At 51.1% G+C, this 22,049-nt stretch carries 18 protein-coding genes; 8 read left to right on the forward strand and 10 right to left on the reverse strand.

Going from position 1 to position 22,049, the window contains the following annotated elements:
* Positions 1–3,279 (reverse strand): DNA polymerase II large subunit, encoded by a 3,279-nt coding sequence (gene polC / locus MTBMA_RS00580; RefSeq protein WP_013294957.1) that lies wholly within the window; start codon positions 3,277–3,279, stop codon positions 1–3.
* Between the two features lie 124 nt (positions 3,280–3,403).
* Between polC and MTBMA_RS00585 the strand changes: the two genes are divergently transcribed.
* The 5 genes from MTBMA_RS00585 (at position 3,404) to MTBMA_RS08840 (ending at position 9,742) form a co-directional block, all read left to right on the forward strand.
* Positions 3,404–3,562 carry a preprotein translocase subunit Sec61beta gene (locus tag MTBMA_RS00585; protein ID WP_013294958.1) on the forward strand — a complete coding sequence of 53 codons (159 nt, stop codon included), beginning with the start codon at positions 3,404–3,406 and terminating at the stop codon, positions 3,560–3,562.
* Between the two features lie 11 nt (positions 3,563–3,573).
* Positions 3,574–4,923, forward strand: a complete 1,350-nt coding sequence (gene purB, locus MTBMA_RS00590; RefSeq protein ID WP_013294959.1) for an adenylosuccinate lyase — start codon at positions 3,574–3,576, stop codon at positions 4,921–4,923.
* A 103-nt stretch (positions 4,924–5,026) separates the two neighbouring features.
* Positions 5,027–5,929: a hypothetical protein gene (locus tag MTBMA_RS00595; protein WP_013294960.1), complete on the forward strand. Its 903-nt coding sequence runs from the start codon at positions 5,027–5,029 to the stop codon at positions 5,927–5,929.
* 202 nt (positions 5,930–6,131) lie between these two features.
* Complete coding sequence (gene nrdD, locus MTBMA_RS00600) at positions 6,132–8,447, forward strand: anaerobic ribonucleoside-triphosphate reductase (protein WP_013294961.1); 2,316 nt, start codon at positions 6,132–6,134, stop codon at positions 8,445–8,447.
* A 268-nt stretch (positions 8,448–8,715) separates the two neighbouring features.
* Positions 8,716–9,742 (forward strand): IS630 family transposase gene (locus tag MTBMA_RS08840; RefSeq protein ID WP_147671261.1). Its coding sequence is split into 2 segments (ribosomal slippage): positions 8,716–9,186 and positions 9,188–9,742, totalling 1,026 coding nucleotides; the frame shifts between segments, so codons are not numbered across the junction.
* Between the two features lie 53 nt (positions 9,743–9,795).
* Here the strand turns inward: MTBMA_RS08840 and MTBMA_RS00615 are convergent.
* The 6 genes from MTBMA_RS00615 to MTBMA_RS00640 all read right to left on the reverse strand — a co-directional run bounded on the left by MTBMA_RS00615 (position 9,796) and on the right by MTBMA_RS00640 (position 16,474).
* A complete protein-coding gene (locus tag MTBMA_RS00615) occupies positions 9,796–10,899 on the reverse strand; it encodes a hypothetical protein (protein WP_013294964.1) in 1,104 nt (367 codons plus the stop codon).
* A gap of 4 nt (positions 10,900–10,903) precedes the next feature.
* The gene (locus MTBMA_RS00620; RefSeq protein WP_013294965.1) at positions 10,904–11,413 is read right to left on the reverse strand and encodes a UGSC family (seleno)protein; all 510 of its coding nucleotides are present in this window, start codon (positions 11,411–11,413) and stop codon (positions 10,904–10,906) included.
* Between the two features lie 15 nt (positions 11,414–11,428).
* Complete coding sequence (gene lysS / locus MTBMA_RS00625) at positions 11,429–13,003, reverse strand: lysine--tRNA ligase (RefSeq protein ID WP_013294966.1); 1,575 nt, start codon at positions 13,001–13,003, stop codon at positions 11,429–11,431.
* A 95-nt stretch (positions 13,004–13,098) separates the two neighbouring features.
* On the reverse strand, positions 13,099–14,400 hold the full coding sequence (gene thiC / locus MTBMA_RS00630; protein WP_013294967.1) for a phosphomethylpyrimidine synthase: 1,302 nt from the start codon (positions 14,398–14,400) through the stop codon (positions 13,099–13,101).
* Positions 14,401–14,617: 217 nt separating this feature from the next.
* The gene (locus tag MTBMA_RS00635) at positions 14,618–15,547 is read right to left on the reverse strand and encodes a carbohydrate kinase family protein (RefSeq protein WP_013294968.1); all 930 of its coding nucleotides are present in this window, start codon (positions 15,545–15,547) and stop codon (positions 14,618–14,620) included.
* Positions 15,548–15,619: 72 nt separating this feature from the next.
* Positions 15,620–16,474, reverse strand: coding sequence for a LysR family transcriptional regulator (locus MTBMA_RS00640; RefSeq protein ID WP_013294969.1), 855 nt, complete (start codon positions 16,472–16,474; stop codon positions 15,620–15,622).
* 128 nt (positions 16,475–16,602) lie between these two features.
* Between MTBMA_RS00640 and hxlB the strand changes: the two genes are divergently transcribed.
* The gene (gene hxlB / locus MTBMA_RS00645) at positions 16,603–17,187 is read left to right on the forward strand and encodes a 6-phospho-3-hexuloisomerase (protein WP_013294970.1); all 585 of its coding nucleotides are present in this window, start codon (positions 16,603–16,605) and stop codon (positions 17,185–17,187) included.
* A gap of 48 nt (positions 17,188–17,235) precedes the next feature.
* Here hxlB and fdhD read toward each other — a convergent pair whose 3' ends face one another.
* Positions 17,236–17,988 carry a formate dehydrogenase accessory sulfurtransferase FdhD gene (fdhD, locus tag MTBMA_RS00650; protein WP_013294971.1) on the reverse strand — a complete coding sequence of 251 codons (753 nt, stop codon included), beginning with the start codon at positions 17,986–17,988 and terminating at the stop codon, positions 17,236–17,238.
* A 130-nt stretch (positions 17,989–18,118) separates the two neighbouring features.
* Here fdhD and nuoE point away from each other — a divergent pair, with 130 nt between their 5' ends.
* Together nuoE and MTBMA_RS00660 are read left to right on the forward strand one after the other, a co-directional pair.
* Positions 18,119–18,568 (forward strand): NADH-quinone oxidoreductase subunit NuoE, encoded by a 450-nt coding sequence (gene nuoE, locus MTBMA_RS00655; RefSeq protein ID WP_013294972.1) that lies wholly within the window; start codon positions 18,119–18,121, stop codon positions 18,566–18,568.
* A gap of 10 nt (positions 18,569–18,578) precedes the next feature.
* Positions 18,579–20,441, forward strand: coding sequence for an NADH-quinone oxidoreductase subunit NuoF (locus tag MTBMA_RS00660; protein WP_013294973.1), 1,863 nt, complete (start codon positions 18,579–18,581; stop codon positions 20,439–20,441).
* Here MTBMA_RS00660 and moaA read toward each other — a convergent pair.
* Together moaA and mobB are read right to left on the reverse strand one after the other, a co-directional pair.
* Entirely contained in the window at positions 20,432–21,349 is a 918-nt protein-coding gene (gene moaA, locus MTBMA_RS00665; RefSeq protein WP_013294974.1) for a GTP 3',8-cyclase MoaA, read from the reverse strand. The two genes, MTBMA_RS00660 and moaA, sit on opposite strands and share 10 nt — an antisense overlap.
* Positions 21,350–21,363: 14 nt before the next feature.
* Positions 21,364–22,047: a molybdopterin-guanine dinucleotide biosynthesis protein B gene (gene mobB / locus MTBMA_RS00670; RefSeq protein WP_013294975.1), complete on the reverse strand. Its 684-nt coding sequence runs from the start codon at positions 22,045–22,047 to the stop codon at positions 21,364–21,366.
* Positions 22,048–22,049: the final 2 nt, after the last annotated feature.

Raw genomic sequence — 22,049 nt, forward strand, 5'->3', positions numbered from 1 at the left:
TTAGAGGAATACGTCCAGGGAGCTCTGCTTTGACCTGTCACTCTCAAAGAGGGAGTTCACACCGTACTCCAGTATCTCTATCCTCTGCATAAGGTAGGGGTCTATGGGGTACCTTGATGCGAGGTTCTTTGATATTTCAAGGTACTTTATAACCGAGCCCTTTGAGACGGTGAGGACGAGGTTACCACCGCACCGGCACTCCCCGCCGAGGGGTATGCGGCGGTACTTGCGGTTACACTTGGTGCACCTCACCTTCTGCCTTGAGAATGCCCTGATGTTACCCATCATATCAGGGAGGAAGTGGGACATGAGGACCCCCTCAACAACAGCCCTCTGGTCCACGGCCCTTATCTTCTCTGCTAGGCTTATCTGGGATTCCACCTTCTCCTTCATGGTGGGGAGTAACTTGTAGAGGCACACTTTGGGACCTGCGTGTATGCTGGAGGTGTTATGGGAGAACATGAGTCCACTGTACTGTTCGGGCTTTCCGAGGCGCTTTTCAACGTTATCTATAACATCGAGCACATCTGTCGGTTTAGCATGCTCAAAACTCCTCTCATAGACCTCAAGGGGTATCATGTCCATTGCATCTATGTTGTGGGATTCATCATCGATCTCCTCGGGGTCTATCCTTGTTGAGAGAACGAGGGGGGCATCCATGCTGCCTCCGCGGGTGCTCGGGAGGTAGGACTTGGAGAAGTTGAGGAGGGCGTCCAGGAGGAGCATGACCGAGTCCTCGTCGCTGTCACAGTTTCTCCTCTTGGCTGAGTGGAAGTAGGGGTGGGCGTAGCATGCAGAGGCCTCTGTGAATCCTATGATCCTTCCAAGAACAGCGGCAGATGTATGGGGGGCGAGACCAGCTATGAGGTGCCCCACAAGGTCATCCCTTGTTTTAACGTTGTAGAACCTTTCAAGGCCATAGAACCTTTCAAGGAGGTCATCAACGAACCCCGCAACCCTTACAAGGTAATCGGCGCAGTTCTCTGATATGACCACATCCTGGACCTTGAGTTCAAGTATCTGGTCCTCCCTCTCAAGTTCCTCCCCCTGGTAGTCGTGGGTGTACCCGAGTTCACGCAGTTTACTGACAGGGACACCAACCTCCCTGGGGGTGAAGTGTGTAAGGGGGAGATCGGTGGAGTCATGGCGGATTGTCGCATCCTTGAATGTGTATACGTCGTTCTTGGCCCTCAGTATGCCCTTCTCAAGGGGTTCAGGGAATTTATCAGCGGATATCATCCCCTCAACCCCCTTTATCTCATCCATTTTACGGACAGATACATTTTCACCTGCCCTTTTAAGGAGGGATGCAAGGTTGATCTTCCTCTTTCCGGGCTCACCTATCACTGTCCTTGAACCACAGCTGGGACATATGGACTGCATTGAACTGACCCTGCATGATGGACAGGTGGCCCTCCCCACCTCAACCACAATGGAACCCCTCTTTGCTGCATCGGGTATGTTACGCCGGCTTCCACCGTACTTTCCTATTGGGAAGAGCACATGGGGCGCGGGCCTCATCTTGCGCTCCTTGGTCTTCTCTGGCCGACCGACACGTGTACCTATGTAGGTGGGGGCCTTCTTCATTATCCTGACACCCGAGACTCTGTTAAGGGCCTCCAGGGTGTCATCTGAATCTTCAAGGGGCTCTCTGAGCGTGTTGAGGAGTGCGAAGGCGTCATTGTATCCAATGATAACCCCTGATTCCCCCTGCCTGTGTGGCACACCAAGTATCTCCAGTATTCTCTTCTCTGGTTTAAGGTCCAGGACAAGTTCATCATCTAATCTACCGGTTTTTAACCATTCCCTGAGCCTGTTGAGTTCCTCAACAGTCACGTCATGGTAGAAGTAGGTGTAGCGTGGATGGAGGGGCACACCGTACTCCTCTGAAATCCTGAAGGCCTCCTCAGCCCCCAATCTGAGATCATTCCAGTTGTACCTGTGTCGGGCAAGTTTCAGGGGGTCGCTTTCAGGGTAATTATCTGATGAGAGCAGGGTCTGGATCCACCACTCCTCGCACCATCCTGCGGGCATGAGGACGTGGTTGTTCCTGAGGAACTCCCCGAAGGCAACCAGCATGTCCCCCAGGAAGAGTATCTCCTCAACATCGGATCGCACCCGCCTGGCGGTCTCAACATCCTCAACCCTGATGACGTCACCGTTCCTGAGTTTAACTATGGGGCCCTCTATTGTATCCACCGGGACAACACAGTTTCCCTTACCTGGCCTTTCAATTTTCATCTGGGTCCCCACCGCCAGGAACTCCAGCAGCTCCATGGTGGCTGGGTGAACTCCCATTGCCGCAAGCCCAGTGTTCCGTGATCTCCCATACCTTAACCTGAATGCCCCCTTCCTTGAGGGGTAAGCCAGAACGGGCCTGCCGCCGATTATATCCTCCACGTATTTGCTGTCGGCCTTCACAACAACCTTATCTTCACCCCCATCCTTCTTGGGGGCCTTTGAGAATTTTTCGAGCCAGTCCCAGCCCTCAAGTTTTAATTGTCTGGAGTATTTGAGTACCTTTGGGGCCTTCTGTATGACCCCCTCAACCATGGCGAGGAGGGCCCCTCCGCGTATGTTGTTTGTCTCAACCCTCTCAAGGTCCCTGTGGGATACCTCCACCTTGTCTGTTGGCTCCCCTGTAACCTCCACAGGGATGTTGCTGGCTGCAAGGCGCACCTCGTCGGGTTTGGGGCTGTACTGGAGGTTTGTAACCTCTGATTCGTAGAGTTCAACCTCCTCCACGTATCTCTCTATCTCCCTGTCGATGGGTTTGTACCTGTCAAGGTTTATGGCGAGGCGTATGTAATCGGCTATGAGGACTGAAAGGGCTGCTGCGGTACCTCCGGCACTCCTTATGGGTCCTGCAAAGTAGACTGCGAGGTACCTTGAACGGTCGAAGTTCTCCTTTATCCTGACCTTCGCTATACCCTCGAGAGGGGCCGCCACCACACCCTCTGTCAGTATTGCAAGGGCGGTCCTTAGGGCCTGATCTGCAAGTCTCTCCCTTTCGGCGGGGTCATCATCAGGGACGGGCTGGGATGCTATTTCTGATGCTATCTGGAACGCAACCTCTTCACGTCCCCTGTCCCTTTCAAGTTCCTTTATCCTCTTGGCTATACCTTCAGGGCCCACGAGCCCCTCAACACGTTCAGCAAGGTCCTTGGCCAGGGGTATCTCAGGTTTGGTGCTCACATCAAGGCCCTTAGCCCTGGCTTTTCCTGCAATTTCATAGAGGCGTTCAGTCTCCCTTTCAAGCTCATTGAAGTAATCAATCATGGTCAATCACGCATCCACAGGGGTGCAGTTCCTCCTTGTTATCCGACTGTAAACTTAAACTTATATTATATGGTACTGTCAGAGATATAATATGATTATCTATCGGTACTCATGGTGATTTTTCATGGCAAAGAAGGATAAAAAGACACTTCCACCAAGTGGAGCAGGTCTTGTAAGGTACTTTGAAGAGGAAACGAAGGGACCGAAACTCACACCTGAACAGGTCGTCGTGATGAGCATAATACTGGCGGTATTCTGCCTTGTGCTCAGGTTCTCTGGTTGAGGAGTGTTAAAATGGCCATTCATCCTGTTGAGTTCAGGTACGGGACCCCTGAAATGAAGGCTATCTGGGAGGCCGAAAACAAACTCCAGCGGATGCTCGATGTGGAGGCGGCCCTTGCAAGGGCAGAGGGTGAACTGGGGATCATACCAGAGGAGGCTGCAGCCGAGATCGCAAGGAAGGCCAGCACAGAGTTCGTTACCCCTGAAAGGGTTAACGAAATCGAAAGAGAGACAAAACACGATATAGCATCCATTGTGAAGGCCCTGGCAGAGCAGTGCGAGGGGGATGCAGGGGAATACGTGCACTTCGGTGCAACATCCAATGACATTGTTGACACCTCCAACTCCCTCCTCCTGAGGGAATCCATAGGGGTTCTGAGGGATAAACTGGTTGAGGTTTTAAGGGTACTCCTGAAACTGGCAGATGAGAACAGGGACCTGGTGTGCATGGGGAGAACCCACGGCCAGCATGCCCTCCCAACAACCTATGGCATGAAATTCGCCCTGTGGGCAGATGAGATACACAGACAGATTGAAAGACTTGACGCCTGCAGAAAAAGGCTCTGCGTGGGCATGATGACCGGTGCCGTTGGTACAACAGCCGCCCTGGGCGAGGATGGCCTCGAGGTCCATGAGAGGGTATCTGAGATCCTTGGACTTGAACCGGTCCTCATATCCAACCAGGTTGTCCAGAGGGACAACCATGCAGAGTTCATGATGGTCCTTGCAAACATAGCCACAACCCTCGATAAGATAGCCCTGGAGATAAGGAACCTCCAGCGGACGGAGATAATGGAAGTGGGTGAAAAATTCGACCCTGAGAAGCAGGTCGGAAGCAGCACAATGCCCCATAAGATGAACCCCATAACAGCTGAGAGGATCTGCGGTATAGCAAGGGTTATAAGGTCCTACGTTGTGGCTGCACTCGAGAACAACCCCCTCTGGCATGAAAGGGACCTCACAAATTCGTCCTCTGAGAGGATAATCCTCCCTGAGGCCTGCATACTAACCGATTACATACTTAAACTGACACTTGACGTGCTCAACAACCTGGTATTCTACCCTGAAAACATAAAAAGAAACTTTGAGCTCACAGGCGGCCTTATAATGGCTGAGAGGCTCATGGCGGAGCTTACAAGGAGGGGTATGGGTAGGCAGACAGCATACGCCGCTGTACGCCAATGTGCCATCGAGGCAAACAGGAAGGGAATGAACCTAAAGGACGTGGTCCTTGAAAGGCAGGATATCATGGAGCACATTACAGAGGATGACCTTGAGGAGATAATGAACCCTGAAACCTACATCGGTTCAGCCTTAAGGATCGTCCAGCGGGTCCTTGAGGAGTCAGAGAACTGGCTCTGAACCATTCATGGACTATAGGGGCATTATGGTGTTTAATACACCGAAATAAAGTTTTCATAAGTTTTATATGTTTCATGACCACATAGATATGGCCGGTGATAATATGCAGCCAAAGGAAATAAAATCTGTAAGGGTTGTCCCCTACACCATTATGAACTCATCGATAGGGGCAGTATGGGCATTCCTCTTCGCCCTTCTGATCCTGATCTTCGCCGGTGCAATAGGGTCAGTACTTCCAGCTGAAATGAAAGTATTGAAGGGGTTAATCACTGGAATATCAGTTGTTGGACTGGTTGTTTTGCCTGTTGGAGCTTTTCTGCTTGGCATAGTAGAATCATTCCTGAGGGCATTCATTTACAACGGCCTCACGCCCCGCCTTGGAGGCATCAGGCTCAGTTTCATTGACATGGAGCAGATAGAATCATTTGACATCGTGAACACAGCACTCATACTCTCAGCAGTCAGTGCCATCCTCGCATTAATATACCAGCTCCTTGTATCCCCCCTTCAGTGGGTATTCTTCAACGCAATCCTCAGCATTGCAAGGACAGTTGAACCATCAGCAGCATCAAGCATGGCCGCGGTCGGCTCTGCAACGGCACTTGGTACCGTCGTCAACATCGTTATAACACCCATAATGACCTTCATAGTAGCGTTCATAGGAACGGCCATTGTACTGCTCCTCTACAACTTCCTCTCAGGGAAAATCACAGCGATAAAACTGAAACTCACAGAGACCGGCGATGGCTTTATGAGCATAGACAGGATAGAGGCCATACCACTTGGACTCATAACAGGGTCAATTTCTGCTGTTATAGGCCTCATCATAGGGATCATAACATTCATAGTTTCAGCCATCGGGGGGGACTACGTCACAGGGCTAATTTTACTGGTGATTGTGACCATCGGGGCATTCCTTTATGCCTTCATAGTCTATGCACTGACAGCACTGTTCTACAATGTCCTGGCACCAAGGATAGGGGCCGTGCAGATAAGAATGGAGTAGAAACAACCCTTTCTTTTTCTTTTATACGAACAGTTTCAAAATTTAAAGGCTTTAATACTTTAATTGAGCACTTTGGAGTATTAGATGTCTGCAAGGGCCATTTTTATATGGTCAATTGGATTTTATGATTGAATTTAATATATGATGAGAAACATAATAACTAACCATCTGATTACTTCAAAAGGAGCTATATGGTGATCCTGTGATTGATGATTCACGTCTTCTGGCTGCCATACCAACAAAGGCAGAAACATGTGTCCTGAAAAATAATGGCATAAGGGAAAAATTCAGCCATGAAAAACTTGTAAAATCCCTCCTGAACCTGGGGGCCAGCCTATGGACCTCCGAAAATGTGGCCTCAGAGGTTGCAAGGTCAGTCTATAATGGAATAACCACCAAGGAGATAAAGATCCTGGTTTATGATGCCCTCAAGAAGGTTGATGAGGAACTGGCGGACAGGTACCTTGCAGCCAACAGAATGAGGGTGAGAACATCCAGGGACAGGATAGAGACCTTTGACCAGAAAAAGATTGAGGACAACCTTGTAAGGGAGGCCGGGGCCTCTGAGGAGGTTGCAAGGGAAATCGCATCTGATGTCTGGAGGGAACTCAAGAAACTCAACGTGGAGTACCTCACAGCCCCAATGATAAGGGAGGTCGTGAACACCAAACTCATAGAACACGGCCTTGAAACCCTCCGGAGGAGGTACACACGTCTCGGTATCCCTGTCTACAACATAACAAACCTCATAGAGAACGGCTCCAGGGACAACGCCAACATGATCCACAACCCCGAGACCGTCCACAAGTACGTGGCCGACGAGGCCCTCAAGCAGTACGCACTCCTCCACATACTTCCATCCAGGCTTGCAGACGCCCACATGTCAGGGGACATACACATACATGACCTTGAATTCTTTGCTGCAAGGCCCCTTAACTGTCTACAGCATGACCTCAGGCTCTTCATAAGGCACGGCCTCCGGGTGGACGGTACAGGTGACCATACATCTGTGGCAGGACCACCAAAGCACCTGGAGACACTCATGAACCATGCAGGGGAGATAATGCTGGCATCCCAGCAGAACATGTCAGGCGGCCAGGCAATGAGCCTATGGAACGTCTTCGTGGCACCCTTCGCCTCTGGACTTCCCTATGAGAAGATCAAACAGGCTGTCCAGATGTTCATATTCAACCTCAACATGGCCTACGCTGCAAGGGGCAGCCAGGTGCCATTCACAAGCATAAACCTTGAGTTTGGGGTCCCTGAGTTCCTTGAGGATGAACCAGCCTATGGACCCAGGGGTGAGCACGTGGGTGTGTACGGTGACTTCGCAGAGGAGGCGAGGTTACTGACAAGGGCGTTCACGGAGGTCCTCCTTGAGGGGGATGCAGACGGCAAACCCCACCTCTTCCCCAACACCATCTACACCATAAGGCGGGAGACACTGAAGGGTGAATTCCATGAGGAACTTGGACTGGTCCATGAACTGGCATCCAAGTACGGGACAGCCTACTTCATAAACATGCTGGCAGATTACCGGGGTGAGATGGCCAACTACATGGGTTGCAGAACAAGCCTCGCAGATAACTGGACAGGTAACTGGGAGGAGGACTGCCTAAGGACAGGTAACCTTGCCTACATAACCCTGAACCTCCCACGGGTGGCATACCAGTCCAGGGATGACGATGAACTCTTTGAGTACCTTGATGAGTACATTGACATGGCGGTGGAGGTCCTGAGGATAAGGAGGGAACAGGCACTCCACTGTCTGGATGACTACCACCTTCTACCATTCCTGTCCCAGGAGATAGATGGTGAGCGCTACTACAGGATAGAGAATGCCACAATGAGCTTTGGATTCACAGGACTCAATGAGATGCTGGAGTACCACCTGGGCTCAGGTATAGAGGACCCTGAATCGAACAGGTTTGGCCTGAGGGTTGTGGAGCACATAAATGAACGCGCAGCTGAACTCAAGAAGGAGACAGGCTGGAGGTGGAGCGTGCTCCAGACACCTGCAGAGTCCACTGCCCACAGGTTCGCGATGCTGGACCATGAGCACTACCCTGAGGAGGCGGTGCTCCAGGGTACCAAGGGGGCATACTATTACACCAATTCAAGCCACACACCCGTGAATGCAGAGGTGGATATTGTACAGAAGATAAAGATCGAGGAGAAGTACCACCCCCTCACACCGGGAGGCCACATATTCAACGCCTGGCTCGGCGAGGCAAAACCCGACCCCGCTGCCCTTGAGGGCCTCACAAGGAAAATCTGCAGGAGTAGTGACATAGGATTCTGGGCCTACAGCAACGCCCTTAGCTTCTGTCTCAGGTGCAAAACCCTCATGAGGGGGCTTCAGGACTCCTGCGCCCGCTGCGGTGAAAGGGATGATGTTGAATGGTATGACCGGATCACAGGTTACGTGCAGCAGGTCGGAAGGGCCAAGTCCTCAAGTGGCGGCTGGAACAGGGGTAAACAGCAGGAACTTCTGGATAGAAGGAGAATAAACATCTGAGCCTGACCTCTCAGTTCTCTATCCAGAAATGTATTTCTGGTTGTATTTTTCTTTTAATTGATTTTCTTGCAACTTGAAGAGCTTTCTTTTTTAATCAAGCACCTAAACTGCTGAAGCTCCTGTATCGGAGTCTTCAGTGTCTGGCGATAAATAGTATGGTTTCCCTTTCTGAGTATTTCATCAGATGGAAGTACCAGTTCCCATAAGAGGATTGCGGGTTTATTGTCCTGAGCAAAACTATTTATACTAAAATGTCAACAAAGATTACATGGGAAGAAAACGAGTTTACGAAGTAATTAAGCATCTATCAGCAGAAGAGCTCGATAAAAGAATTAAAAAACTCGAAAAAGACACTAGAGTGCTTCAAAGACTGTACTTCATAAGACACCTTTACAGAGGAATGAGCGTCGAGGAAGCTGCCGACTTAGCAGGGACAACCAAGGCTACAGGTTACGCATGGCTCAAGAGATGGAATTCTAAAGGTTATGAAGGTTTAATTCCTGAATTTGGAGGTGGAAGACCCTCAAAACTTACAGAGGATGAGAAGGAAGAACTCAAAGAAATGCTCAAGAGAAAGGACTCCTGGACTACAAAAGAAGTTCAGGATCTCATCGAGGATAAGTTTGGAGTTAACTACTCTTCCTGGCAAGTCAGGAGAATTCTAAAATCCTTTGGAATGAAGTACGCTAAACCCTATCAGAAGGACTATAGAAGGCCCGAGAACGCTGAAGAGACTTTAAAAAAACTTAGAAGAGATTAGATTTAACCAAACAGACATTATAGGATTCGTAGATGAGATGGCAGTTGAAGCAAACGCAAATACAGCAAGAATGTGGAGTTTTAGTAAGCCCTTTAAGAGAGTAGCCACTTACATTAAAGCCAAGGTTTCAGGGTTTTACAGCATAAACGGAGAAAGCATTATAGAGTTTCCTGAGAGAAACAAAGCTGAGGACTTCGTATCTTTTCTCAGGAAGATAAGAAATGCCAACCCCGAGAAAAGGATTGTTGTTATTCTCGATAATTTCAGAACCCATCATGCGAAGAAAGTTAGAGAGAAAGCTGAGGAATTGGATATTGTGTTGGTTTACCTTCCTCCTTACTCTCCCGACTTGAATCCAATTGAAAACGTCTGGAAGAGTGTTAAAAGAGTTGTTTCAGAAGTGTCTCCTTTGAATGTAGAAGAGTTGAAGGAGACGATTTCAAAGGCTTTCAGAAAGCTAACAAGGTCGACATCTTTTGCGAAGGATTGGATTGAGAAGTTCTTGGGTGATAAGTTTAGGATGTTATACACTTAACCATAAATGCAGAAAAGTAAGTAGAATGGAGGTCTTGTACTGAATTATACCAGTTAATCCCCACTGAACCTCACAGGCACCGTCTGGGACTCTGATGATCCTCCAAAACCGTGGGCTATCATGGTGTGTCTCCCGGGGCCACCGGCAACCACCAGGATTACATCTTCGGGACCTCTAGTTATATGGACCATCCCATCGGTCACGAGCTTTTCATCCAGCTTCCTCCCTCCACGGTCAGCCAGGCGAGCCTCCACGGTTGCATTTTCATGTATATAATTTTTAACATCCTCCCTGGACCATCCATGGGATGCAACGGTTTCTGCATGTTCGGGGCTCATTATAACCAGTAGCTCCCCTGGAACGTGACTGTTGTTGCAGCCGGCCGTCGAGGCGGTGTGCACAATGGTGTCAAGGAGGTCCTCAGGGGTCCTGCTCCTGTGGTCATTCACATTGTGCGGCGCCTCAACTCCAATCACGGTCACCGTGCTCTCATCGGCGCCAAAACCCCTCTCGACGTGCAGGGGCTCCCAGGGGCTTTCATCCTCATTCTCCGCGAAGCAGTAGCTGTACTTTGCAGGTGAGCCCATAGTGGCATGGTCACCCACCCCGGGCACCGCACCTGCTATGTTGATGAGGGAGAGCCTCAGGGCACGCCCGAGGGTGGCACAGGCAAGGTTACCGGGTCCAAGGCATCCCACACCTGAGTTGAAGCCAATTTCATCTGCAGCGGGGCCGTTGACCAGGACCGCAACAGCCACAGGGTGTGTTGTGGCGTTTATACCTGCAAGGTTGAATTCATCCCGTCCGACACCCTCGATGCAGGCCTCTATGAGCGGCATCATTGGGGGTATGCAGCCGGCCATCACCGCATTCACCGCCACCTTCTCAACGGTGGCGATCCCCATCCTCGGGGGGAGTGTGGCTATAACGTCCTCTGGTTTCCTGGGGGTGTATCTGTAGAATTTCCTGACACGGCCCTCTGTGGGTGGTATGATGGGGAGTCCATCGGTCATCCTCTTCTCATAGAACTCCAGGCTTATCCTCTCGGGGTCAGGGTCGACAATGACCTTCATATCCTCGGGGGATGAGCTGCACAGTCTTTCATCCTCCATGAGGTCCTCTATGAGGCATCCGCATGATTTATCGATTTTAACCAATGTATCACCTCAGATGGTCCAGTATGGATGGTATCAGTTTCTCAGCCTTTCTCCTCACAGCTTCGGGTTCCAGACCCGCTATGGGGTGTTCCACCTCAACTATTCGAAGACCCGGCATGCCGTGGGCTGATGCCAGCCTTCTGGCGTATTCACTGAAGCGGTCTGAGCAGATGGAGATGGTGGGGACGCCCATACCCTCCAGGCGGATGGCGTCAAGGATCACCCATGTGGTGCAGGAGCCACAGTCACCCAGGGCAAGGATGCAGAGGTCACCCCTGGCAGCCCTCTCTATCTGTTCAGCCTCTGCCGGGGCACCTGCGGGTTTCTCTGACCAGATAAAGTTGAAGCCACTGAGCTCTGATTCCAGAGTTCTCAGTATGATGTCTGCACCGGGCTTTGTGTTATCAAAGAGTGATATGGTCCCGGCATCACCTATACTGTTAACAGGGATCTCATCCATACTGGTGTCTGCCAGGGGGTCCATAACCTCCCTTTCAATGATTTTCACCTTCATCTGACCACCATCATGTCAGGCCTTCAAGCGGAGCCTTTTTACCACGAAGTCCCTTTCAAGTGAAAGGAGGAATGATGCAGCCCTTGGACCCATCTTCTTACCTATCAGAACCTTATATATGGCCTGGAATGCCTTCTGGGGTTTAAGCCCATGCTTTCTCAGTATGCTATACATTTCGTCGTGGAGCTCCTCCGGGCTCATATTCCCTGACTCAAGGACGCATGCAAGTTCCTCTAGGAACTTCCTCTGGGGCTCTGAGAGTTCAACCTGGGGGAGTTCGTCCTGGACATGGAACTTCACGAAGTCTGGGGCATAGAGTTTGAGCCAGTTTTTAACATTTTCAACCCGTTCCCTCAGCTGGGTTAACTGTTTGTCTGTTAAATCTTCAATTTCCCTGTCCATGAACTCATCTGGAAGCTGTGAGTTCCTTTTGAGGATACCGTAGAGCCTTTCAAGGTCTTCCCCTGCGATCTGGTAGGCCACGGTCATGAAGCGGTAGGATGGCCTCAGCGGGAGATCCGGGCCGTCTATCATTGAGACCCGGTAAATCCTTTTGAGTTTCTGCTCCTCCTTCTCTGAGGCAGCCTCCTCCATACCATAGTAGATCCTCTCTGTCCTGTCGAACTGGTCCATGAGGTCAAGGAATGGCATGTCAGGGTTGAAGTCCTTGTGTTTCATGGGTTTACTCCGGAATATGAAGTAGTTGAGGCTCTCGGGGGGTCCTATCTCAAGCCACTGGCCTGGTGTGAAGAATACACCCCTTGACTTGGACATGGCCTCCCCCCTGAGGGTTATCCACTCATAGGGGACCGGGTAGGGGGCAGGGTAATCGAATATCTCCTCTGAGATTATGCTGCTCACATCATATGAGCCACCGCTTGCGGCATGGTCCTTACCGAAGGGTTCGCAGGTGACGCCCAGGATCTTCCACCTCGCGGCCCACTCAACCCTCCAGGTGAGTTTACCGAGCCCTGACTTTATGTCCATCTCCCCATCGAATCCACATTCACAGCGGTACCTCACTGTGTCCCCGCTGAAATCATATGCCTCTGTGGTGTTCACACGCCCGCACCTCTCACAGATGGGGTTGTAGGGGAGCCAGTCATCCCTCAGGGGCCTTTCCCTGAACCTGTTGAATATCTCCCTTATCTCACCGGCCCTCCTCAGGGAGGTTCTTATGTAGTCATTGTAGGCCCCTTCGGTGTACATCAGAGCCCCTGAGTGGTGCTCGACCCTTATCCTGAACCTTTCAAGGGCATCCAGGAAGGGTCTCTGGAAGTGTTCCACGAAACTCTCGCAGCAGCCCTCAGGGCAGGGGATCATGGAGTAGGGCACTCCCAGGTACTTCTCGTAACTTTCTGGGAGGGGATAGGGGACCTTTCTGAGGGGGTCATGGTCGTCTGCTATCCAGACGGTCCTTGATCTGAACCCATCCTTTTCAAGTGACTTTGATATTGAGCTTGCTATGAAAACGTCGCAGGAGTTTCCTATGTGTATCGAGCCTGATATGGATGTTCCGCTTGCAACAACGTGCTCATCAACATCCCTGTCCTTAAGTTCATCGGCTATCCTTTCAATCCAGTGCTTCAAGAAGATCACCTGTAAAAAGCGTGATAGAATCAGTGCAGTAAAAAATGTGTGAACTTCAAAATATATTAATTCTTCTCTAAAAAAGGAGTGGGGGTTCAGTCGAAGATCCTGGTATCTGCACTGTCAAGCCACTCGTTGACAATCTTAACAGCGCAGTACTCACCGCACATGGTGCAGGTGTCTGGATCCTCAGGTGGACGCTCGTCCCTTATGCGCCTTGCCTCTGCAGGGCACATGGCTGCATCGAACTGGGCCTCCCAGTTGAGCTTCTTACGGGCGTTGGCCATTTCAAGGTCCTTCTCCCCACTGTGGATTCCCTTGGCCATGTCACCCACGTAGGCCCCGATCCTTGTTGCAATGACCCCCTCCTTCACATCGTCAGGGTAGGGGAGTGCAAGGTGCTCTGCAGGTGTAACATAGCAGATGAAGTCCGCACCTGCAGCCGCAGATGCAGCGGCACCTATTGATGAGACTATGTGGTCATAGCCGGCCCCTATATCCGTGACTATTGGTCCCAGCATGTAGAATGGGGCTCCACGGCAGAGTTTCTTCTGGAGTATGACGTTGGCCTTTATCTCATTGAGGGGTATGTGGCCCGGCCCCTCAACGATGGTCTGGACACCGGCATCCCTGGCCCTGTCGATGAGTTCACCCAGCACTATGAGTTCCTGGACCTGGGCACGGTCGGTTGAGTCTGCAATGGCACCGGCCCTCATTGCGTTGGCCATGGACATGACAAAGTCGTGTTCCTTGGCTATCTCCAGTATGTAATCGAAGTTCTCATAGAGGGGGTTTTCCAGTCCGTTTTCAACCATCCAGGCTGATACAAAGGCCCCTCCCCTGCTCACAAGGCCACCCTCACGGCCCTGCCTCTTGAGTCTCCTGAGGGTCTCCCTGTTGACACTGCAGTGTATGGCCATGAAGTCTATACCATCCTTTGCCTGCTTCTCAATGGCTTTGAACATGACTTCCTCGTCCATGTAGATGGCAGCGCCCTCCTTCCTTATGGTCTCGATGGCTGCCTGATACACGGGCACGCTTCCAACGGGTATGGGTGAAAGGTCCAGTATGCGTCTCCTTATCTCGTCGAGGTCCCCTCCCACTGAGAGCTCCATGAGGGTGTCTGCCTTGTTTTCAATGGCAACACGGGCCTTTTTCTGCTCCATTTCGAAGTCCACGATGTCGGTGGATGTCCCTATGGTGGCGTTGACCTTGGTCCTTAAACCCTCACCTATACCTACCGGGGCAACATCGTCCCTGTTCAGGTTGCTGGGGATGGCTATTCTCCCACTGGCAACTCCTCTTCTTATGAATTCTGGGGTGACATTCTCCGCCTCTGCCACCGCCTTCATTTCTTCTGTTATAACACCTTTTTTAGCTTCATCCATTTGAGTCATACAATCACCGTCTGGTTTGACCCTTTAACCCGTGCGGGTATGATTGGGATCAGCTGGAATGAGATTCATGCGCATCTTATATTGGTCCAATCCAGTTATAAAAACTATGGGGTTTTAATTTTCTTAATAAAAATTCATTGCCCCTGATGTCAGGGGATCATTCATTTAGGATATTGGAAGATTCATACTTTATCTGAATGGGGGTCTGTTCTGCTAATTATATTGGGGGTTCATAACCCCAGTGCCTCTTAAAGCGTCTCACAGCAGATTCCAGATCTGGAATGTTTGTCTGGGTCCCCTCCTCCTCGACTATGAAGGATGCAACCGCCGATGCAAACCTACCACAGTCCATGAGGTCTGCACCGGCAAGGTAGGCCCTCATGAACCCTGCCCTGTATGAGTCACCGGCCCCTGTGGGATCGGCAGCCTCCCGGGGTATTGCATCGATTTTAATCACATCATCGGCATAGATAACACTTCCATCCCTGCCGTAGGTCTTAACCACAACATCCGGGCCCATCTCTATGAGGCCATCAACATCAACCTCCAGTCTGGAGCATATGCGGTCTATCTCGTGGTGGTTACCGAAGAGGATGTCGCATACCCCCACAGCCCTCTCAAGCTGGCTCCTGGAGTACATGTGGAGGTCCTGTCCCGGATCGAAGGATATGATCTTCCCCAGCGACCTTGCGAATTCACCGCACCTGCAGTTAAAGGAGGGGTCTCCGGTTGCAAGGTGGACCGCCCTGGCAGATTCTATCACTCTGCGCGGGATCTCGCTCTCCCTGAACTGCGCCGCGGCACCCCAGTAGAAGTAGCTTATCTGGTTGTGGTCGGCATCTGTCATCACAAAGGCGGTTGGTGTTGTTTCAGCTTTCACCACAATCATGGAGCTTATATCTATGCCGCTGGCCTCAAGGAGCCTCCTGTACTCTGATCCCTCAAAGTCGCCTCCAACGGCTGATACAAGTGATGTTCTAAGCCCCAGCTTTGACCCCACCAGGGCTACGTTTGCTGCAGCCCCACCATGGAGGTTCCTCATCCTCCTTATGGCCGTTGATGAGTTGGGTTCGGGAAATTTATCAAGCTGTATTATGTAGTCAAAGGCGGTATGTCCAACAGCAAGAAGGTCTCTGTCTTCATTCATGGAATCACCCTGAAAATATAAATTAACTCTGCCACCGCGACTTATAACATCATTGATTATTCGTTAAACAGATCAGTGTAGCGGTTCAAAACCCGCCTCCAGCACAGCCTCCTGGCCCTCCCTCCTTATGAAATCCATGAATTCCTCAACCCCTTCACTTTCCCGGCAGACCACGGCACTTATAACATGCCGGGTCTCATTCTTGAGGATTTCAGAGCCACTGAACTGGCTTGCACTGAGGAATGTCATGAGTTCCTGCTCGTTTTTAACTATCCTCTGGGCATGGTATGGGGACCGAACCTCCCTCACAATTTCAAAACTGACACCGGAATCTGAGAGCACCTCCCAGGCCAGCCTCTGGGCTGAACCCTCAACCCCAACGAATGATGAGCCATCAAGTTCCCTCATGGTTCTCGCATCACTACCCACAAGCACCAGGTGGTCATATGCAACAGGCACGAAGTCGAGGCCCCTCTGGTAGGCCTGGAGGGGATCGTCAAGGAAGATCACATCAAGGATGCTTCTTTCTGCAAGGTGGAAGAGGTCAGCATCACAGCATGAAAACAGGGATGCCTCCACTCCGAACCTCTCAATGAAGACCTCGGCAAGGTTTGATGAAATATAACCCGCCGCAACCATGAGCCTCCCTGACCCACTGAGGACTTTCAGGTGGCGCATGTAGGTTCTGAGGATCTCCATACCCTCTGGTGTGAGTTCTGATCCTGCACCACTGCTTTTTACGAGTTTAACACCCAGGAGAGATTCCACCCGCAGAACCCTCCTGTTTAAAACCTGTGGTGTCACACCGAGTATCCTTGCAGCCTTCCTCTGGGAGAAGGTTTCCCCGATTACACGGAGGGTCTCAAGGAATCTGTGATCCAGTTCATGGCCGTTGATCTTCATTCCAGGGAGGGGTTCAATATCCATGGGGATACCTCTAATCTGGGTGAATTTCCACCCCCTAACATCATCTGCCTATAGCATGGGCAGCTGGGCTGGAATTATTTTTTACTCTTTATATCTCATGATCCATATATTAGATTACAGGTGTTGCAATGATAATGAGAGAGGCCATCAGGGATATAGTGGATAATCTGGAGAAGATGGAAAGGGAGATTGACGCCGAAACAGTTGATAGATTCATAGACACCCTCACATCCGCAGGAAACGTCTTCGTGCTTGGACTGGGGAGGTCGGGGCTAGTTGCAAAGGCCTTCGCCATGAGACTCATGCATCTTGAGATAAACGTCTTCGTGGTGGGTGAGACCATAACACCCGCAATAAATGAGGGTGATGCACTGATTGCAATATCAGGTTCAGGGAGGACAAGCTACATAGTCAGCGCTGCCAGGATAGCCAGGGAGAGGGGTGCCCAGGTCGTTGCTGTAACCTCACATCCAGAATCAGAACTTGGAGGGATAGCTGACCTCACCGTAACCGTGAGGGGCAGGACAAAGATCGATGGTGAGAAGAACTACATGAAGAGGCAGATACGGGGCAACCATCACTCAAGGACACCACTGGGTACACTATTTGAGATATCAGCCCTCGTCTTTCTGGACGGCCTCATAGCTGAACTCATGCACAGGCTTGATAAGAGGGAGGAGGACCTCAACGAGAGACACAGCGTGTTTGAATAAAATTATGTTTTTAGCATCCGAAAAGCTCAGAATTCAATGGAAAATGTCCTAATCAAGTATTATCCTCTCAGGGTGGCTGTATATGTTGAACCTTCTGCCCCTTACAAATCCCAGCATTGTAAGACCGGTCTTCCCTGCAGCCTCATACCCTGATGATGTTGGGGCGGCGTTCGATGCTATGATGGGAACCCCGGCACGCACAACCTTTATAAGCATATCCGCGGGCATCCTGCCACTGTAGACCATGAAGCTCCTGGAGAAGTTAACACCGTCCATGGCCCCGGAGCCCAGGACCTTATCAACCGCCACATGTCTGCTAACATCCTCAAACACCCTGAATTCATCCCCGGTCACAAGGGCGGCAACATGCGTACCTCCAGTCAGCCTCCACACGGTTGCTGCCTTCACCATCCGCCTGAATGCATCGAATATGTCCTCAGCCCTCACCCTGAAGTCTGAGTCAACTGGTTCCACCATCTCAACCCTCTGCCTCCATCCACCGAAGCAATCAGAGCCCATAACAAGCTCACGCCTTATCTCAAGGTCCTCTGATTCTATCTCAACGTCGATGAGGTTCTCTGTGATATCCATGGATCTTATATCATCCACCGAGTCCACGAGCCCCTCGCCGAGAAGGTAGCCTGTTGCGAATTCCTTAAGGGCAGCGGGACTTGCAGTGAAGCGCTGCTCCAGACCCCCATTTATCCTTATACGCACCTCAAGGTCATTCACGATTCTTTCAGGGACCCTCCGCATCTCGTCATCCACACGGAACGCCTCAACCTCTCTGTAAAGTGACATTCATCCACCACCTCTCATCTAAAAACATATATTCCCCCTGGTTTAACAGTTAAACAGATGTTTAAACATTCATCCTAATTAATATGAATGCGACACTAAAATGGATCTCACATTTAAGTGGAGGTTTCTGATGGATAAGAAATTGAAGGGGATATTCTCTGGCTACACAGGCCATGCCTCAGAGATCATACCCATCCTCCAGGATATTCAGGATGTCTACGGCTATCTGCCGGAACATGCCCTGGAGGAGGTTGCTGGTTTCACAGGGGTCAGTAAAACACATGTATACGGGGTTGCAACCTTTTATGCCCAGTTCAGGTTCAAACCAAAGGGAAGGAAGCACATAATGGTCTGTACAGGAACAGCGTGCCATGTGAGTGGGGCTGAACAGGTTCTGGATGCCCTTGAGAGGCACCTTGGCATCGGTGAGGGGGACGTCACAGAGGACATGGAGTACTCCCTGGAATCTGTGGGATGCATTGGCTGCTGCTCCCTGGCTCCATGTGCCATGGTGAACGATGAGGTTGTATCACGCATAAAGCCATCAAGGGTAAGCAAAATTTTCCCAAAAAAGTCTTAGAGTGTTTAAAATGTTTGAAGATACTGCAGGAAGGGCACTGGATGAATACATGTCCCTCTTCAGGGACGAACCGGTGATATTCCTGGGTTCAGCAACCTGTGGAAGATCCGCGGGGGCTCATGAAATAGAGAGGGTATTGCTTGAGAGGGCTTCTGAGCTCTCAGTTGAATGCAGCATTGTACACACTGGATGCATGGGCCTCTGCTACGCCGAACCCATGGTTACCGTATTCAACGGTGATACCCGTGGCGCCATCTATGGACCAGTGAACAGGAGACTTGCAAAGAGGATAATTCAGGAGCTCGCTGATGGTGAAGAATTCTCAGCCATTGGCTCTCTTAATGTGGCCTTCAATGGTGACTCATTTGAACCCTCCTACAGCATTGACTTCATGGAGAAACAGTCAAGGAGGATACTCAGAAGAGGCGGTCTCATAGACCCTGAGAACATCAATCATTACCTGGCGACAGGAGGATACCGGGGGCTCCTCAGGGCACTGGAGATGAAACCTGAGGATATCATTGAAGAGGTTAAGGATTCCGGACTCAGGGGCCGTGGGGGGGCAGGATTCCCCACCTGGCTCAAGTGGAGCCTCTGCCGCCAGGAGGAATCCGATGTGAAGTACCTGGTATGCAACGCCGACGAGGGCGACCCGGGTGCCTTCATGAACCGTTCACTCATAGAGGGGGACCCCCACTCCCTCCTGGAGGGGATACTCATAGCATCATATGCTGTGGGTGCAGAGGAGGCCTACATCTACTGCAGGGCAGAGTACCCCCTTGCCCTTGAAAGACTCAGAACCGCAATATCTGACCTCCGGGATCTCGGACTCCTAGGGGAGGACATCCTTGACTCGGGCTTCAGCCTTGATATAAGGATAAAGGAGGGGGCAGGGGCATTTGTATGTGGAGAGGAGACAGCCCTCATAGCATCCATTGAGGGTAAAAGGGGGATGCCCCGTACCAGACCACCATTCCCAACAACAAGCGGCCTTTGGGGGAAGCCAACTGTTATAAACAATGTGGAGACACTTGCAGCTGTCTCAATGATAATGCAGCATGGTCCAGAGTACTTCAACACCCCGGGAACGGAGGGGAGTCCCGGGACCAAGACCTTCTCCCTTGTGGGAGATGTGAGGAGAACCGGGCTCATAGAGGTCCCCCTGGGCACAAGCCTGAGGGAGGTCATCCACGACATTGGTGGGGGTGTAAGGGACGGTGAGCTCAAGGCCGTCCAGATAGGGGGACCATCAGGCGGATGCCTCCCGGCCGAACTTGTTGACACGGGCATAGACTATGATTCACTGACATCTGCCGGCGCAATAATGGGTTCAGGGGGCCTCGTGGTTTTATCTGACCATACATGCATGGTTGAACTTGCAAGGTACTTCCTTGAGTTCACTCAGCGGGAATCATGCGGAAAGTGTGTCCCGTGCCGTGTGGGTACAAGGCAGATGCTCATGATACTCAATGATATAGTTGAGGGTTCAGGAAGAGAGGAGGACCTGGAGATTCTGAGGGACATCGCAGAAACCGTCAGGGCAGCCTCCCTCTGTGGCCTTGGCCAGACATCCCCCAACCCTGTTCTAACCACACTCAGGTACTTTGAAAGGGAATACCGGGATCACATAAACGGAAAATGCACCGCAGCATCATGCAGCCAGCTCATGCACTACCTCATAGAAGCGGAAAAATGTGATGGATGCATGGCATGCCTGAAGACATGTCCTGCAGACGCCATTGAGGGTTCAAAGGATGAGGTGCATGTTATAGATCAGGAAAGTTGCCTCAAGTGTGGGTCCTGCCTCGACACATGTAAGAGAGATGCTGTTCTGAGGGTTCCGGGGCCATACTCCCCGGCCAATCAGGACTGATAGTAGGGGGACCTTCTTCTGATGGCCTCAAGAAAGAGTTCACGGAGACCCTCAAGGTCACCGGAGCTGAGGGCTTCCTTGGTGTCAACCAGGTTGTCATTCCGGAGGAGGCATGGCTTAAGCTTCCCATCAGGGGTTACCCTCAGCCTTGTACAGTTTGCACAGAACCTCGTGTTGTCCATGGGCCTCACAACCTCCACCTCCCCGTCCCCGATGAAGTACTTCTTGCGGTCCTGCATGAACTTCCTTGTCATTATACGGTCAGCCATCTCTGCCAGTTCAGCCTCAATGGGGGTTATGTCGCAGTGGTACCTCTCCACCCCATTATCAGGGCAGCTGTCGGTTTTCAGTAGTTCTATTATCTGCAGCACCGCGCCCTGCTGACGGCAGAACTCAAACATGTCCCATATCTCATGGTGATTGACACCCCTCAGTATCACCATGTTTATCTTGACAGGGTCGAGGCCGGCCATAACGGCACCTTCTATTCCCGCCTTAACCCTCTCAAGGTAGTCCTTCCTGGTTATGAACCGGTAGGTTTCAGGTTTGAGGGTGTCGAAGCTGACATTGACCCGGTCAAGCCCGGCATCCCTCAGGGGGACGCTGAGGTCCTCAAGGAGGGTCCCGTTGGTTGTTATGGAGATATCCCTGAATCCGATACTGTTTATCTTCTCGACTATCTCAACAATATCATCCCTTATGAGGGGCTCGCCACCTGAAAGCCTTATTTTCTTCACACCAAGGTCAGAGGCCACCCTGCATATGTTCTCTATATCCTCTGGGCTCATCTCCTCGTCTGAACGTAAGATCCCGTCCCGGTGGCAGTAGATACAGCTGACATTGCAGCGCCCCGTCACAGATATTCTCAGCGATACCAGCGGTCTTCTGTGGTTATCATGGACCTGCATTCTCTACCCCGATATTAGTCTGGTCTTTTTATGATGAGATCAACCTTTTGATGTTTAAGGCTTTCTGTATCAAGGGCATCCACCATGCCGAGAACAGTCCTTGCTATGAAGTTCTGGACGAAGGGGTTCAGGGGGACGGGTTTTCCATTTACCCTGAGGAGAACCCTATCAGGCTGGCTCTTACAGTTTGTATCATCTGCATCACCCTGAACCTTTGCCTTTGCAAACTCTCTGCATGATTCAAAGCCGCACTTACCGCAGTTGAGGTCCTGAAGGAGGCCGTAGCTTCTTCTTTCTATGAGCTCAATCAGGTCATCCACTTCATCGATTTTGAATGGATCAACAACCTTCAGGGTGAATTCTCCCGGTGTGGATGTTGATATGTTGGCATACTCCATTGACTTGAAGCCCTCAACCACAAGGAAGTCGATGTCGTCCAGCATCTCAAGGACACCCACAACCTCAGGGAGGTCCATCCCCCTCTCGATAAGGAAGAAGGTTTCCCTTCCAGTTCCTGCAACTATCTCTGCACCGGCCTTCCGGTGCCTGTCAGTGTCCTTGCCTGGAAAATCAAATCCCCCATGGGTATGCTTGAGGGTCGCGACCCGGTAACCCGCATCCACGAGTTTTCTGACGATTTTCTCAACCAGGGCGGTTTTGCCGGTGTCCTTGGTGCCTGTCACCCATACTATCCTCATAC

The organism is Methanothermobacter marburgensis str. Marburg (assembly GCF_000145295.1).
Lineage (GTDB): Archaea > Methanobacteriota > Methanobacteria > Methanobacteriales > Methanothermobacteraceae > Methanothermobacter > Methanothermobacter marburgensis.

Bases quoted from the DNA above. Each gene is read 5' to 3' on its own strand.
- purB (WP_013294959.1), top strand. From the start codon at position 3,574: ATGGCCATTCATCCTGTTGAGTTCAGGTACGGGACCCCTGAAATGAAG.
- moaA (WP_013294974.1), bottom strand. From the start codon at position 21,349: ATGCAGGTCCATGATAACCACAGAAGACCGCTGGTATCGCTGAGAATA.
- nuoE (WP_013294972.1), top strand. From the start codon at position 18,119: ATGGATAAGAAATTGAAGGGGATATTCTCTGGCTACACAGGCCATGCC.
- polC (WP_013294957.1), bottom strand. From the start codon at position 3,279: ATGATTGATTACTTCAATGAGCTTGAAAGGGAGACTGAACGCCTCTAT.
- MTBMA_RS00640 (WP_013294969.1), bottom strand. From the start codon at position 16,474: ATGGATATTGAACCCCTCCCTGGAATGAAGATCAACGGCCATGAACTG.
- mobB (WP_013294975.1), bottom strand. From the start codon at position 22,047: ATGAGGATAGTATGGGTGACAGGCACCAAGGACACCGGCAAAACCGCC.
- MTBMA_RS00595 (WP_013294960.1), top strand. From the start codon at position 5,027: ATGCAGCCAAAGGAAATAAAATCTGTAAGGGTTGTCCCCTACACCATT.
- fdhD (WP_013294971.1), bottom strand. From the start codon at position 17,988: ATGTCACTTTACAGAGAGGTTGAGGCGTTCCGTGTGGATGACGAGATG.
- MTBMA_RS00585 (WP_013294958.1), top strand. From the start codon at position 3,404: ATGGCAAAGAAGGATAAAAAGACACTTCCACCAAGTGGAGCAGGTCTT.
- thiC (WP_013294967.1), bottom strand. From the start codon at position 14,400: ATGACTCAAATGGATGAAGCTAAAAAAGGTGTTATAACAGAAGAAATG.
- MTBMA_RS00660 (WP_013294973.1), top strand. From the start codon at position 18,579: ATGTTTGAAGATACTGCAGGAAGGGCACTGGATGAATACATGTCCCTC.
- MTBMA_RS00620 (WP_013294965.1), bottom strand. From the start codon at position 11,413: ATGAAGGTGAAAATCATTGAAAGGGAGGTTATGGACCCCCTGGCAGAC.
- MTBMA_RS00635 (WP_013294968.1), bottom strand. From the start codon at position 15,547: ATGAATGAAGACAGAGACCTTCTTGCTGTTGGACATACCGCCTTTGAC.
- hxlB (WP_013294970.1), top strand. From the start codon at position 16,603: ATGATAATGAGAGAGGCCATCAGGGATATAGTGGATAATCTGGAGAAG.